The following is a 14,303-nucleotide window of genomic DNA, read 5'->3' as shown; positions in this document are numbered from 1 at the left end:
CAGCCTATGCCCGTATCGACATTGAAAAGCCTGAGCACCGTCACAGCCCTCGGCCTGCTGCTCGGCGCCTGCTCGGCCTTCGAGCCCAAGCCCTACAGTGAAGACGAAATGCGTCAGCGGGTCATCGAGGACCAGGCGCGCATGTACAAGGAACAGGAACCGGTCAACGGGCCGATTACCTTCTACGAAGCGTCGGCGCGGGCCCTGAAATACAACCTCGACTATCGCCTGAAACTGCTGGAGAGCGCCCTGGCCTCGGACCTGCGCGATGTTTCCAGCCACGAGATGCTGCCGCGCCTGGTCGCCTCCGCCGGCTACGCCGGGCGCAACAACGATTCCGGCGGCACCTCGATCGGCATCGAAGACCGCCAGGTCAGCTTGCGCCCGTCCACCTCCGAGGAGCGCTACCGCACGCTTTACAGCCTCGGCCTGTCATGGAGCCTGCTGGACTTCGGTGTTGCCTACTTCCGCACCCAGCAAAAGAACGACCAGATGCTGATGGCCGAGGAACGCCGGGAAAAGGTGGCGCAAAACGTCCTGCAGGACGTGCGCAACGCCTATTGGCGTGCCCTCGGTGCGCAACGCCTGCTGCCGGAAGTGGACGGCCTGCTGATGCGTACCCACCGTGCCCTGACCTCTGCCCGTGAAGCCGAGGGCCGTGGCCTGCTGCCGCGCCAGGACATCCTCGCCTACCAACGCGCCCTGCTCGACTCGGTGTACATGCTCACCGTGCGCCGCCAGGACCTGGAGTTCGCCCGCGCCGAACTGGCCGCGCTGATGTCGCTGCCGCCGAACACCCGCATGGTGCTGGCCGACACCAACGAGCAGCCGCTGCCACTGCTCAACGGCAACATGGAAAAACTCGAACGCCTGTCGTTGGAGCGCCGCCCGGAAATCATGGAAGAGTGGTACCGCAAGCGCGTGAGCATGAACGACCTGAAGATCGCCAAGGCCCAGTTGTGGCCCAACGTGAGCTTCAACTACGGCTACGAGTACGACTCCAACAAGTACCTGTACAACAGCGACTGGAACCAGACCGGCATCAATGTCTCGCTGAACCTGCTGCGCCTGCTGCAATACCCCGACATCACCGCTGCGGAAAAAAGCCAGGAAAAGACCGACGACATGCGCCGCACGGCGTTGTCCATGGCCATCCTCACCCAGGTCCGCGTGGGCCTGCTGCGCTACCAGCTGGCCCGCCAGGAAGTGGACTTCGCCGACGAAAGCCTGCGCGTCGATCAAAGCCTGCTGGACTACGCCCGTTCCTCGCGCAGCGCCGCATTGGGTAGCGAGCTGGAACTGATCCGCGCCGAAGGCCGCCTGCTGCTGTCACGCTACCAGCGCGAGGCGGCCTACTCCGATGCACAGGCCGCCTGGGGGCGGTTGTACAACTCGGTTGGCTTTGAAGTGATGCCCAAGGAAATCGAGCAGCATGATGTGAAGACCTTGGCGCGGGAGATCCAGCGAACGGTCGAGCAGCAGAGCCAGGAAAACCTGATATCCGCTGCAAAGTGACCGACCGGCGCAGGTTACCCTGCGCCAGTGGGTGACCCTCGCCTGAGCTTCAGCCAAGCTGCGCTTGCACCAAACATATGGATAAACGTATATTCGCTTTTCCATATGTCTGGTGCTGCCATGATCACTCCACCTGAAGTTTTCAAAAGCCTGTCAGACGAGACTCGCGCTCGTGCCACCCTGCTGATCGCCAGTCTGGGGGAGTTGTGCGTCTGCGAACTGATGTGCGCGCTGGACGACAGCCAACCCAAGATCAGTCGCCACCTGGCGCAACTGCGCAGCAACGGCATGTTGCTGGATCGCCGCCAGGGCCAGTGGGTGTATTACCGCCTGAATCCACAGTTGCCCGCCTGGGTACTTGAAATGTTGCAGGTCACCCTGCAGGCCAATTCGCAGTGGCTGGCAGACAATTCCCTTCGCTTGAAGAACATGGACGGGCGCCCCGTTCGTGATTCCGCCTGCTGCTGATTCTCACCAAGCGAGATGTTCATGCTGGTCGCCATTGCTGTCTTCGTCCTCACCCTCACCCTCGTCATCTGGCAGCCAAAGGGGCTTGGCGTCGGCTGGAGTGCCGCGCTGGGTGCCGTCATTGCCTTGCTGGCTGGCGCGGTTTCCCTGCACGATATCCCCACCGTGTGGGCCATTGTCTGGAACGCTACCGCCACCTTCATCGCCGTCATCATCATCAGCCTGCTGCTCGATGAAGCCGGCTTCTTCGAATGGGCCGCGCTGCACGTTGCGCGCTGGGCAAACGGCAGCGGCTATCGCCTGTTCGCCTTCAGCGTGTTGCTCGGCGCCGCCGTGTCGGCGCTGTTTGCCAACGATGGCGCGGCGCTGATTCTTACACCAATCGTCATGTCGATGCTGCTCGCATTGCGCTTCTCGCCTGCTGCGACACTGGCCTTTGTCATGGCTGCGGGCTTTATTGCCGACACGGCGAGCCTGCCGCTGGTGGTCTCCAACCTGGTCAACATCGTCTCGGCCGATTACTTCGGCCTGGGTTTCACCGAATATGCCTCGGTAATGGTGCCGGTGAATATCGCCAGCGTGGCAGCCACCCTGGTGGTGCTTTTTCTGTTTTTCCGCCGTGACATCCCAAGGCGGTATGCACTCGATGCGCTGAAGAAACCGAGCGAGGCGATTGTCGACCGCGCCACCTTCAAAGTCGGAATGTGGGTACTGGTGGCACTGCTTACAGGCCTGTTCGCCTTGGAGCCGCTGGGTATCCCGATCAGTGCGGTGGCCGCAGCCTGTGCCGCCGCTCTGTTCGCCGTCGCTGCTTACGGTCACCGTATTTCAACGCGTCGCGTGCTGCGAGAGGCCCCGTGGCAGGTGGTGATCTTCTCGCTCGGGATGTATCTGGTGGTGTATGGCCTGAAAAACGCCGGTCTCACCGACATGCTCACTCACCTGCTCGACCGGCTTGCGCAACAAGGTCTATGGAGTGCTGCCATCGGCACCGGCCTAGTTTCGGCGCTGCTGTCCTCGGTGATGAACAACATGCCCAGCGTTCTGGTCGGCGCCTTGTCGATCCAGGCCAGCGGCGCAGAGGGCCTGATACGTGAGGCGATGATCTACGCCAACGTCATCGGCTGCAACCTCGGTCCGAAAATCACCCCGATAGGCAGCCTCGCCACGCTGCTTTGGCTGCATGTGCTGGAGCGCAAAGGCATGCGCATCACCTGGGGTTACTACTTTGCTGTCGGCCTCCTGCTGACCCTGCCGGTTTTGCTGATCACCCTCTCGGCCCTGGCACTGCGCCTGAGCCTCTGACGTCCGCCATCAAACCGAGGAACCCTCCATGCGAGTCCTGTTCATGTGCACGGCCAACAGCTGCCGCAGCATCCTTTGCGAAGCGCTGTTCAACCACCTGGCGCCGCCCGGTTTCGAGGCAGTCAGCTCCGGCAGCTTTCCCAAGGGGCAGGTTTTACCCCGCAGCCTGACCACACTTCAGCACGCCAACATCTCGACCAAAGGCCTGACCAGCAAAGGCAACGATGCTTTCGAAGATAATCCGCCGGACATCGTCATCACCGTGTGCGACAAGGCTGCCGGCGAAGCCTGCCCGGTGTATTTCGGCCCTGCACTGAAGGCGCACTGGGGGTTGGAAGACCCCTCCGATGTGAAGGGGGACGAGGCGTCGGTCGACGCGGCTTTCCACGCCACTCTGGCCCGCATCGAGTACCGTTGCCAGGCCTTCTTCGCTCTGCCTTTCGGCACCCTCGACCGCGAGCAGCTCAAGCATGAGCTGGACCGCATCGGCACGCTCTGAGCAGGAGGAATACATGTCTGAGCAACTGCCTAACCTCGACCTCACGCTGTTCGACCTGCCGCCAGCGGCAGCCGGAACCTGCAAACACAAACCACGCATCCTGCTGCTGTACGGCTCGACCCGCGAGCGCTCTTTCAGTCGCTTGCTGGTGGAAGAAGCCGCGCGCCTGCTGGAGCACTTCGGAGCCGAAACCCGCACGTTCGACCCATCAGGCCTGCCGTTGCCTGATGATGCGCCCGTGGAGCACCCCAAGGTGCAGGCACTGCGGGAACTGGTGCTGTGGTCGGAAGGCCAGGTGTGGTGCTCGCCAGAGCGTCATGGGGCGATGTCCGCCGTGTTCAAGGCGCAAATCGACTGGATCCCCCTGGCGCTGGGTGCAGTGCGCCCAACCCAAGGCAAGACCCTGGCCGTGATGCAGGTGTGTGGCGGTTCGCAGTCGTTCAACGTAGTCAACCAGCTACGCGTCCTGGGCCGTTGGATGCGCATGTTCGCCATCCCCAACCAGTCGTCGGTACCCAAGGCCTATCTGGAATTCGATGACGCCGGGCGCATGAAACCTTCGCCGTATTACGATCGCGTGGTTGATGTGATGGAAGAACTGGTGAAGTTCACCCTACTGCTGCGCGACCGCCAGGCGTATCTGGTGGATCGTTATTCGGAGCGCAAGGAAAACGCCGAGCAGCTATCTGCCCGCGTCAATCAGCGCTCAATCTGACGCGTTCCGTTCGCACCGGAGTGGTTATTCCACCCCGGTGCGCATGAGCACCGATTAGCGGTCTTTGTCCCACTGCGGTTTATCGGTTTGCGATTGCTGGCCGCCCATGCGGTCTTTATCCGTCACATTCTGCTTGTCGGTCCCGCGGTGTTCAGGGCTGCCTCCCTTGCTGCCAGTATCACTAGCGCGGTCCCCTTCCCTGTTCATCTTGTCGTCAGGTTTTTGTCCGGTTTGGCTACCGCCACCCGAGCCTTGACCAGCTTGTTGGCCAGCACCCGCGGTGTTGTTGCCCGCACCGGTGTTGGTATTGCCCTGATTGCCGCCCTTGTCTTGATTGTTAGCCATGATCGCTTACCTCAAGTCACACACAGAAAGGCCTGTGTGTTTGTACGACTGTGAGTTTGCTGGCGTGGGTGCATCTATTCCCGACGTTTCCGATGAGCGATACCAAATGCAGTGACTTGATACTGAGCCACGCTAAATACCGATGCGCCGCTGGATCGAATCCGGCGTCTACGGGTAGTGATGGGGATACCGTGCCATGTCGCTTTCCAGCTTGTCCGCGTCCGCTGCCCGCTTGCGCACCTCGGCGTAGAAAAGTTGGCATTGGTTCTGAAACCTTGTGAAATCTCGCTTGGCCGTGTCAACGGCTGCGCTCAGGTCACTCCCCTTCAGGCCTTCGACAAGTCGCTGTGACGAGGTATACGTTTGCCAGCAGGCTTCAACCTGCTGCAGGCCTTTTTCAAGGGCCTGAGTTTCGATGGTCGCCATTGGTGCACCCTCTTGGGACCGAATCTGGTCCGCCGGTGTGAATCGCCAGAGCGACGATAGCAGGATGAAAGCCCATTACGGCGGGCTTCGGCTGAAAGGGTAGTCTATTTCGGCGTAGCCGCGTGGACGTCCTGGCTTGAACGAGCGCAAGCCAGACAAGCCATCGGGGCCGCTTTGCGGCCCCGGCAAAGGTGTCAGCGCAAATAGTCCTGGACCCACTTCACCCAACAATCGGCGCCCACCTTCACCAACGCATCGTTGAAATCATAATGAGGGTTGTGCACCGAGCAACCATGAAACTCGCCGGTGCCATTACCCAGCATGAAGTAGCAGCCAGGCCGTGCCTGCAGCATGTAGGCGAAGTCTTCGGTGCCCATGACCTTCTTCGGCATTTTGTCCAGCAACGCGCCTTCAACGAACAACGGCCGCAGGCTTTCACGCAACAACGCGCTTTCGTGATCGCTGTTGCACAATGCCGGCGCCAGTTGGGTGAATTGCACCTCGATCTCCACGCCAAAGCTTGCGGCGTGCCCCTTGGCCAGGGCGTCAATGCGGCTGTTGATCTTCTGCTGCGTCTCGGCCGTGTCGGTGCGCACACTCAGCAGCATGCAGGCCTCATCGGGGATGATGTTGTAAACGGTGCCAGCCTGGATCATGCCGATGCTGATGACCGCATACTCTTCCACGCTCAGGTTGCGCGACTTGATGGTCTGGATGCCACTGATCAGGCTGTTCAACGCCATCACCGGGTCTACCGACAGCTCCGGCATCGCACCATGCCCGCCTTTGCCGGTGATTCGAATGCTGACACGCTCGGACGACGCCATGGTTGGCCCCGCCTGCACCACGCAAGTACCCACCGGCATGCCGGGCATGTTGTGCAGCGCATACACCGAGTCACACGGGAAGCGCTCGAACAGGCCGTCGTCGATCATCGCCTTGGCGCCGGCCAGCCCTTCTTCATCCGGCTGGAAGATCACGTTAAGCGTGCCGTTGAAGTTGCGCGTTGCCGCCAGCTGGGCAGCGGCTGCCAGCAGGATCGCGGTATGCCCATCATGGCCGCAGGCATGCATACGCCCAGGGGTTTTGCTGGCATGCGCAAAGGGATTCTTTTCGCTCATGGGCAATGCGTCCATGTCTGCCCGCAGGCCCACACTGCGCGGGCTGTCGCCAACCTTGAGCACCCCGACCACACCATGCCCGCCCACATTGCGATGCACTACATAGCCCAAGGCCTGCAGCTTGTCGGCCACCAGTGCCGCCGTATCGGGGGTGTCGCCACCAAGCTCCGGCGCGGCGTGAATCTGCCGGCGAAGCATGACGAACTCGTCCAGCGCTGCTGCCGAGTGCCGGGGTTGATTGCTGTGCAAAATACCCATATCACGCGCATCCTTTGTTTTCGGGGAAGTTTTTGAGGCAGGCCAGGCTGACGACACCGCCGGCCAGCAGGAAATAGGCAGGTGCCAACGGCGTGCCCAGCGCGGCAATCAGCCAGGTGGCCACCAACGGAGAAAAGCCGCCGAACAACGTCACCCCCAGGCTGTAGCTGACCGAAGTACCGAAGGAGCGACTGGCCTTCGGGAAGCCCTCCATGATCAGCGCAAAGAACGCACCGGCACCGATACAGGTCGGCAGGATCAGAATTGCCACACACATCATGGCCAGGCCCATGTGCTGCACATGCCCCAAGAGGGAGAACACCGGCAAGGTCAACACCACTGGCGCGGCAACCGTCCACACCAGCAGGCGCTTTCTGAGCTGGTACTTATCGGCGAACTTGCCCGCCAACGGGCAGATGACCGCCATGCAACCGCTACTGATACAGGCAATCGCCATCGCGCTGCCCGCCGGATAATGCAAGGCCGTGGTCAAGTAGGTGGGCATGTAGAACACGAACAGGTACATGCCAATGGTCGAACTGGCCATCAGGCCGATGCCCAGCGCGATGCGCTTGAGCAGGTCGCCGTCCAGCCTCTTCTCCCCTTCGCGCGCCGGCGCGGCCTCGTGGGTTTCCGGCAAACGCGTGCGAATGTACCAACCGACCGGCCCGATCAGCAGGCCGAAAATGAACGGTATCCGCCACCCCCAGCTTTCGAGCGCAGCGGGGTCGAGCAATTGGCTGAGGGCCAGGCCAAAGCCGGCCCCGACCAACGCGGCATAGCCTTGGCTGGCGGCCTGCCAGCTCACGCTCTGGCAGCGGTTGCCAACCGCACTGGACTCCATCAGGAACACCGACGCGGTACCGATCTCCCCACCCGCCGACATCCCCTGGATGAGCCGGCCGGTTACCAGCAGCAGCGTGGCGAAAATACCGATCTGCGAATACGTGGGGGCAAAGGCAATCAATGCGGTGCCCAGGGTCATCAGCCCGATGGTCAGGCTCAATGCCGCTTTGCGCCCATGCCGGTCGGCATAGCGACCGATGATCATCGCCCCGACCGGGCGCATCAGGAAACCGACGCCAAACGTGGCCAGCGACATCAACAACGAAGCCATCGCCGAGTCGGAGGGGAAGAAATGCTTGCCGATCAATACAGCAAAGAAGCTGTAGATCGTGAAGTCGTACATTTCCAGCGCATTGCCCAACGAGCAGGCGATCAAGGTTTTGCGTGAAGACGATGCCTGCGCGGCAGAATGCGCGCCCTTGTGCAAGCTTGGCGATGCGGGTAGCGGTCTGGTCATTGTTATCTCCGTTGGCAAATCGCGGCGTGCAGCGAATATCAGCCAATCGGGCACTCAACACACTTGCAGTTTCGGCAAGTGGCTAACCAATGGTTAATTGCCCGGCGCGGCCGTTGGCTAAATTGCCCTGAGCTGGCGCACAGTTCGCCCTCACTCCGCGCGCTGCCCCAACAAGGCTCACCGATCGGCGACCTTGGGGCGGCCTTGCAGCCTGTTCCACGCCTGTCTGATGCGCGTGCTAGCGCCAATCCTCGCGCTGCGCCGGCCTTTGATTAACCAAACGGCATGACCTGGCTGAATAAGCAATCACGCTGCAACCTGTTGTTCACCGAGGCTACAGCCACCACATCACCGTGCTGGCCTGGAGTCGTGAATGAACACTCGCACTACGTCGTTGCTGTTGATGATCCAAGGGGCCTGCCTGGCCGCGCAGGCACAGGCAGAGGGCTTTCCGACGCTCGCTCGGATTGCGCCGGGTTTTGGGTATTACGGGGTGGATCAAGGTTTCGATGACAAACTCAAGGTCTACGGCACCGTGGATGCGTTCGCCAGCTATCACGATTCACAGCACCACTCGGGCTTCAAGCTGGCCGGTGGCGGTGCCTGGACCAACAAGCTCGGGCTGTATGCACGCAAGGGGCTGACCCCCGATACCGTCGTGGAACTTGACGTCGAGGAAGGCTTCAACGTCAATGGCAAGGCCCTGGAGGGCACCTGGGACACCCTCGGTACCCTGCGCCTGGCGACCGTTGCCCTGCGCTCGCGCACCTTGGGCAAACTCGAATTCGGCAAGACCTACAGCATGGGCACCCCCACCTACGCCGACCCGTTCCTGGCCACCTATGGCTCGCCCTACACCTACCTGGCGTTGCCCGCCGCCGGCAAGGGCGCCTTCTACCTGGACCTGCGCCCCAAGCACACCCTGGCCTACACAAGCCCTACCCTCAGCGGCTTCAGCCTCGGTACCGCACTGAGTTTCGGCTTCGACGATGCCGCCAGCCAAGGGCGCACCGTGCGCGGCGGCGGTGCCAGGTTGCAATACCGCAACAGCCGGGTGATGCTGCTGGCCTCGTACAACCTGTACTACAGCGACCCCTGGGATGACGGTGGCGTTTCTCGCCAGACCGCCAACTATTACAAAAGCCTGTCAGCGTTCTACGATTTCGGTCCGCTGGCCACCAGCTTGACCTGGCAGCGCCAGGACGTGGACCAGGCCGGCACGCCCAGCACCACGCTGTACACTTTCGGCGTGATGGCGCCAGTCGGCGAGCGGGATGTGCTGCGCCTGGCGGTGATGCAGCGCCAGGTCACCGCCCATGACAAGGACGCATGGGGGGCGATGGTCGGCTATGACCACTTCATCACCCCGCGCTGGGCCGTGTACGGGCGGCTCGGCATGATCGGCAACCAGCGCGCGTCATCGGTCACCTACGCAGGCACCCCGGTGGATCAGGTGGGTGACAACCCAAGCAACGTGTCGCTAGGCATGTACTACCACTTCTGACGCCACTGGACGGGTTTGCCTGAGCACCTGCCCGCGCAAGCTATGGAACAGCTCCTGGGCAGGCGCCGTGAGGCTGTGGCGGTCAATGCAGACCAGGTTGATGGGGTAATCGGGAATCAGCTCTTGCACCGGCATGGCCACGTACTCGCAATCGACGCCGAAGGTGAACCCTTGGTCCACCGCCAGCTGGCTGATGGTCATCAACGATTCGGTGTTCTTCAGCAGCTTGAGCGCCATCATCACCGAGGTGCATTCGACGGTGTTCTGCGGTACCCGCAGGCCGTTGGCTTCGAACAGCTGATGGAACTGGGAAGCCTGGTCGGACAGCTCGTCCAGGCTGATCCAGTGGGCATACTGCAAGGTGCGCAGTGACTGGGTGAACTTTTGCTGGTTAGAGGCATGGCAGATCACCCTGCCCTTGATACTGCCCAGTGCCTCCCAATCCAGGCTAAGCCGGCTCAGGGGTTGCTGCGAGGTAATGGCAAAGTCCAGGCTACCGTCGCGCAAACGCTGCAGGATCTGGCTGGGGCGCAAGTCGGTGATGGTGATCTTTACCCGAGGGTACTTGCGCCTGAACGCCAGGATACTTTCGTCGACCCCATCCAGCATTGCCGTCAGCGATGTCACCCCGATCGACACCGCCCCCAGCGCCGCATCCTGAATGCTCGCCGCTTCGATCTGCAGGCGGCGGATGCTTTCCACCACGAGGTTGGCATGGCGGATGACACGCTTGCCTTCTTCGGTAAGCGCCATGCCTTTGTGAGAACGCTGCAACAGGATGAAGCCCACCTCCCGCTCCAGTTCCTTGATCGAACGGCTCAGCGCAGGCTGAGTAATGTGCATCAGCTTGGAAGCTTCAAGGATGCTGCCTGCGTTATGGATGGCGACCAGCGCCCTGAGTTGGTGAAGTTTCAACCGTCTTTACCTTGTTGTTAGCGGGCGGTTTGAAATGTTCCTTGGCGGCCCCGACAGCCTATGCCGGCAAGGCCTGAAGCGTGAAACTAGCGCAGCGCAGCCAGCATGCTGGCGGCATCACTGACTTCGAACTTGCCGGGGGCTTCCACCGCGATGTGCTTGACCACCAGGTCGTCGACCAACATGGCATAGCGCTGTGAACGACGCCCCATACCGCGCGCCGAAAGGTCCTGGATCAGGCCCAGCGCCTCGCTGAATTCGCCATTGCCATCGCCGATCATCTTGACCGCGTCACCCACCTGCAGGCTATTGCCCCAGGCATTCATGACAAAGGCATCGTTCACAGAGACACAGAGAATTTCGTCGATGCCAGCCGCGAACAGCGCAGGTGCTTCAGCGACATAACCGGGAACATGACGTTCAGAACAGGTCGGTGTGAACGCGCCCGGCAATGCGAAGATCAGTACCTTTTTCTGCTTGCAACGCTCGCGAATGGAAAAGGCATTCGGGCCGATCGCGCAGGCGCCTGCGTCAGTGTTGTATTGGTAAAGGGTAACGTCGGGCAGTTGATCGCCAATTTTGATCATCGCTGTTTCCTGATTAGGGTGATGGCCGAGCGAGATATGATGCCGCAGTGCGCCACGCCAGGTACACAGTGCTCGCGCCAACGCCCGTCAGTTACCCGGCGGCTCAGGGGAACAGTATCGCCTGAGCATGATCGATGGCAGGAACCGACACCTGACCGCGCTGCGCGACCAGCCATTCGCGCATGCGCTCGGTATCGAAGATCTGCCCCTCTTCCATCATGACCAGAATGAGCGCCTGGGACATTCGGTAACATCCGCATCGGGAACAACACCGCTCTTCCCACCCGTGGGCACACTCGACGGATTCCGCCTGCCCTGCGCAGATCAGACAACTCATGTAAGCCCCCTTTTGTTCTTCATCCATGGAGGGTGGTTGATAACCCTGGATAATCGTATGGCTTGCGATTGGCATGAGATATTCATGCCAACTGTAAATCCCTCCAATGTGTGTGACAACTTCTGTGGCCCTATCACGCACAGCCGCCTGGCCCAAAAACCGCCTCATCAACCCTGCAAGCAGTGCCCTTGCTGGACAATTCGGTCCTCAGCCCTGACACCCAACAGGCCGAATCGTAGAACGCATCATGAACAGCACTAAAAAATCTGTGAAATATCTTCAATACCCTTCATGCAAGGGGGCTGCCTAAAATACGTCTTAATCAAGGACAACATTAAGACGCCTGAGTGAAGGCCCCGGGAAATGACCGAGTCGATCGACCTCAGGCAACAGGACAGCGCCCAAGATGAATATTGAACCTGAATTTACCGTCAAACGCATCGCCTTCGACGAACATTATCACCCTGCCGAAAACACCCGCATCACGACCAACTTCGCCAATTTGGCGCGGGGTGCGAACCGCCAGGAAAACCTGCGCAACACGTTGGCCATGATTGACAACCGTTTCAATGCACTGGCGCATTGGGATAACCCTGAAAGTAATCGATATCACGTCGAACTGGAAATCATATCGGTCGAATTGAACATTGAAGCCGAGCGGCACGGCCATGCACTGCCGTTGATCGAAATATTGAAAACTCATATTGTCGACCGCAAAACCAACACCCGCCTGGCGGGCATGGTAGGTAACAACTTTTCCTCGTACGTGCGTGACTACGACTTCAGCGTGCTGCTGCTCGAACACAACAAGCATCGGCCAGCCTTCAGCACGCCTGACAACTTTGGCGAACTGCATGGCAACCTGTTCAAGTGCTTCGTCAACTCGCAAACCTACAAGGAGCACTTCAACAAACCACCGGTTATCTGCCTGAGCGTCTCGAGCAGCAAAACCTACCATCGGACCGAAAACCAGCACCCCGTGCTGGGTATCGAGTATCAGCAGGATGAATACTCCCTGACGGATGAGTACTTCAACAAGATGGGCTTGAAGGTGCGCTATTTCATGCCGCCGAACAGTGTCGCGCCGTTGGCGTTCTATTTTGCCGGTGACTTGCTGGCTGACTACACCAACCTTGAGTTGATCAGCACCATCAGCACCATGGACACCTTCCAGAAGATCTACCGACCCGAGATCTACAACGCCAACTCCGCTGCGGGCCATGCCTACCAGCCCAGCCTGAAGCACCAGGACTACTCACTCACGCGCATTGTCTACGACCGGGAAGAGCGCGGTCGCCTGGCGATCGAGCAGGGCAAATTTGCCGAAGCGCAATTTGTCAAACCCTACCAGGCCACGCTGGAACAATGGTCCGCGCAATACGCCCGTTGATTAATTCAAAGTACAAGGTCACTGTTCATGAACACATTGCTCCCCACTTCCACTGCCGGCAGCCTGCCTAAACCCTCCTGGCTGGCCCAACCCGAAACCCTCTGGTCACCCTGGAAGTTGCAAGACGAACAACTGAGCGAAGGCAAGCAGGATGCCTTGCGCCTGGCGTTGCAAGAACAACAACACGCCGGTATCGACATCGTCAGTGATGGTGAGCAAACCCGTCAGCACTTTGTCACCACGTTTATCGAGCACCTCAGTGGTGTTGATTTCGAGCAACGTGAAACCGTTAGAATCCGTGACCGCTACGATGCGAGCGTTCCTACAGTGGTGGGTGCAGTCGCTCGGCAAAAACCGGTTTTTGTCGACGATGCCAAGTTCTTGCGCCAGCAAACCACACAGCCGATAAAGTGGGCGCTGCCCGGCCCCATGACCATGATCGATACGCTGTATGACAGCCATTATAAAAGCCGTGAGAAGCTGGCCTGGGAGTTCGCCAAGATTCTCAACCAGGAAGCCAGGGAACTGGAGGCCGCGGGCGTTGACATCATCCAGTTCGACGAACCCGCCTTCAATGTTTTCTTTGACGACGTGAATGAGTGGGGCGTGGCCGCATTGGAAAGGGCCATTGAAGGCCTGAAGTGCGAAACGGCCGTTCATATCTGCTATGGCTATGGCATCAAAGCCAATACCGACTGGAAAAAGACCTTGGGCGCCGAATGGCGGCAATATGAACAAGCCTTCCCCAAGCTGCAACAGTCCAGCATCGATATCATTTCGCTGGAGTGCCATAACTCGCATGTGCCGATGGACCTGATCGAGCTGATTCGCGGGAAGAAAGTCATGGTCGGTGCCATTGATGTGGCCACCCCTACCATTGAAACACCCGAGCAGGTCGCTGCCACCCTGCGCAAGGCACTGCAGTTCGTCGACGCCGACAAGCTCTACCCTTGCACCAACTGCGGCATGGCGCCGCTACCGCGCCAGGTTGCCAGCGGCAAGCTCAAAGCGTTGAGTGCAGGCGCGGCCATCGTCCGCCAGGAACTCGCTAACGCACGCTGAAGCAAACGCAGCCACAGGACCTACTATGTTGCTTACCGGTAAGGCTATCGAGCCATCGGCTTTTCGCCAGGCACTCGGGCACTACGCATCTGGCATCACGGTGATTTCATCGCACCATGACGGTGAGCCGATCGGCTTCACCTGCCAGTCGTTCTACAGCGTGTCGATGAGCCCGCCGCTGGTGTCATTCAGTGTGATGTCCAGTTCGGCCAGCTACCCAAGAATTCGCCAGGCTGGCCGCTTCATGGTCAATATCCTGTCGGGTGAACAGGCCGGCATTTCCAACCGGTTTGCACAGCGAGGCGCCGACAAGTGGCACGGCGTCCAATGGCAGGTGTCGCCGCTGGGTAACCCGATCATTGCCGGCTGCCTGCACTGGCTCGATTGCGAAATTCACGCCGAGCACACCGCCGGGGATCACCTGATCGTGATTGGCGAAGTAAAAGCGCTGAACCTGCAGGCAGGTGCTGCTGCGCAGCCGCTGCTGTATTTCAAGGGGCAATATTGCAACCTCGCCGCGCACCACGCGGCTTGAGCCTCAGCCCTACTCACG

The 14,303-nt window shown here is 60.1% G+C and carries 16 protein-coding genes; 9 read left to right on the top strand and 7 right to left on the bottom strand.

Going from position 1 to position 14,303, the window contains the following annotated elements; genetic code table 11:
* The first annotated feature begins 6 nt into the window (after positions 1–6).
* From APH42_RS00970 to arsH, 5 genes are all read left to right on the top strand, one after another.
* Positions 7–1,515, top strand: a complete 1,509-nt coding sequence (locus APH42_RS00970) for a TolC family protein (RefSeq protein ID WP_012272698.1) — start codon at positions 7–9, stop codon at positions 1,513–1,515.
* A 120-nt stretch (positions 1,516–1,635) separates the two neighbouring features.
* Positions 1,636–1,983: a metalloregulator ArsR/SmtB family transcription factor gene (locus APH42_RS00965; RefSeq protein WP_012272699.1), complete on the top strand. Its 348-nt coding sequence runs from the start codon at positions 1,636–1,638 to the stop codon at positions 1,981–1,983.
* Positions 1,984–2,004: 21 nt separating this feature from the next.
* Entirely contained in the window at positions 2,005–3,288 is a 1,284-nt protein-coding gene (locus tag APH42_RS00960) for an arsenic transporter (RefSeq protein WP_060492484.1), read from the top strand.
* 28 nt (positions 3,289–3,316) lie between these two features.
* Positions 3,317–3,787 (top strand): arsenate reductase ArsC, encoded by a 471-nt coding sequence (locus tag APH42_RS00955; protein WP_060492483.1) that lies wholly within the window; start codon positions 3,317–3,319, stop codon positions 3,785–3,787.
* A gap of 13 nt (positions 3,788–3,800) precedes the next feature.
* Positions 3,801–4,502 (top strand): arsenical resistance protein ArsH, encoded by a 702-nt coding sequence (arsH, locus tag APH42_RS00950; protein ID WP_060492482.1) that lies wholly within the window; start codon positions 3,801–3,803, stop codon positions 4,500–4,502.
* Positions 4,503–4,556: 54 nt separating this feature from the next.
* Here arsH and APH42_RS00945 read toward each other — a convergent pair whose 3' ends face one another.
* From APH42_RS00945 to APH42_RS00930, 4 genes are all read right to left on the bottom strand, one after another.
* Positions 4,557–4,847 (bottom strand): hypothetical protein, encoded by a 291-nt coding sequence (locus tag APH42_RS00945; RefSeq protein ID WP_060492481.1) that lies wholly within the window; start codon positions 4,845–4,847, stop codon positions 4,557–4,559.
* A gap of 168 nt (positions 4,848–5,015) precedes the next feature.
* Positions 5,016–5,273 carry a hypothetical protein gene (locus APH42_RS00940; RefSeq protein WP_012272704.1) on the bottom strand — a complete coding sequence of 86 codons (258 nt, stop codon included), beginning with the start codon at positions 5,271–5,273 and terminating at the stop codon, positions 5,016–5,018.
* A gap of 194 nt (positions 5,274–5,467) precedes the next feature.
* On the bottom strand, positions 5,468–6,652 hold the full coding sequence (locus tag APH42_RS00935; protein ID WP_060492480.1) for a M20 aminoacylase family protein: 1,185 nt from the start codon (positions 6,650–6,652) through the stop codon (positions 5,468–5,470).
* A 1-nt stretch (position 6,653) separates the two neighbouring features.
* On the bottom strand, positions 6,654–7,955 hold the full coding sequence (locus tag APH42_RS00930) for an MFS transporter (protein WP_060492479.1): 1,302 nt from the start codon (positions 7,953–7,955) through the stop codon (positions 6,654–6,656).
* Between the two features lie 373 nt (positions 7,956–8,328).
* Here APH42_RS00930 and APH42_RS00925 point away from each other — a divergent pair, with 373 nt between their 5' ends.
* Positions 8,329–9,459: a porin gene (locus APH42_RS00925; protein WP_012272707.1), complete on the top strand. Its 1,131-nt coding sequence runs from the start codon at positions 8,329–8,331 to the stop codon at positions 9,457–9,459.
* On the opposite strand, the gene APH42_RS00920 is transcribed toward APH42_RS00925, so the two are convergent.
* From APH42_RS00920 to APH42_RS30070, 3 genes are all read right to left on the bottom strand, one after another.
* Positions 9,436–10,374: a LysR family transcriptional regulator gene (locus APH42_RS00920; RefSeq protein WP_060492478.1), complete on the bottom strand. Its 939-nt coding sequence runs from the start codon at positions 10,372–10,374 to the stop codon at positions 9,436–9,438. The two genes, APH42_RS00925 and APH42_RS00920, sit on opposite strands and share 24 nt — an antisense overlap.
* Before the next feature lie 86 nt (positions 10,375–10,460).
* Positions 10,461–10,961: a peroxiredoxin gene (locus APH42_RS00915; RefSeq protein ID WP_012272709.1), complete on the bottom strand. Its 501-nt coding sequence runs from the start codon at positions 10,959–10,961 to the stop codon at positions 10,461–10,463.
* 103 nt (positions 10,962–11,064) lie between these two features.
* Positions 11,065–11,205 carry a hypothetical protein gene (locus APH42_RS30070; RefSeq protein WP_012272710.1) on the bottom strand — a complete coding sequence of 47 codons (141 nt, stop codon included), beginning with the start codon at positions 11,203–11,205 and terminating at the stop codon, positions 11,065–11,067.
* Positions 11,206–11,704: 499 nt separating this feature from the next.
* Between APH42_RS30070 and APH42_RS00910 the strand changes: the two genes are divergently transcribed.
* From APH42_RS00910 to APH42_RS00900, 3 genes are read left to right on the top strand one after another with little or no spacing between them, the layout of a single operon-like run.
* On the top strand, positions 11,705–12,688 hold the full coding sequence (locus APH42_RS00910) for a DUF1852 domain-containing protein (RefSeq protein WP_060492477.1): 984 nt from the start codon (positions 11,705–11,707) through the stop codon (positions 12,686–12,688).
* 27 nt (positions 12,689–12,715) lie between these two features.
* Positions 12,716–13,750, top strand: coding sequence for a methionine synthase (locus APH42_RS00905; protein ID WP_012272712.1), 1,035 nt, complete (start codon positions 12,716–12,718; stop codon positions 13,748–13,750).
* 25 nt (positions 13,751–13,775) lie between these two features.
* Entirely contained in the window at positions 13,776–14,285 is a 510-nt protein-coding gene (locus APH42_RS00900; RefSeq protein ID WP_060492476.1) for a flavin reductase family protein, read from the top strand.
* Positions 14,286–14,303: the final 18 nt, after the last annotated feature.

The organism is Pseudomonas sp. NBRC 111140 (assembly GCF_001320885.1).
Taxonomy (GTDB): Bacteria; Pseudomonadota; Gammaproteobacteria; order Pseudomonadales; family Pseudomonadaceae; genus Aquipseudomonas; species Aquipseudomonas putida_P.
The sequence above is the reverse complement of the archived record's forward strand: the minus strand, read 5'-3'. Positions and strand labels throughout refer to the sequence as shown.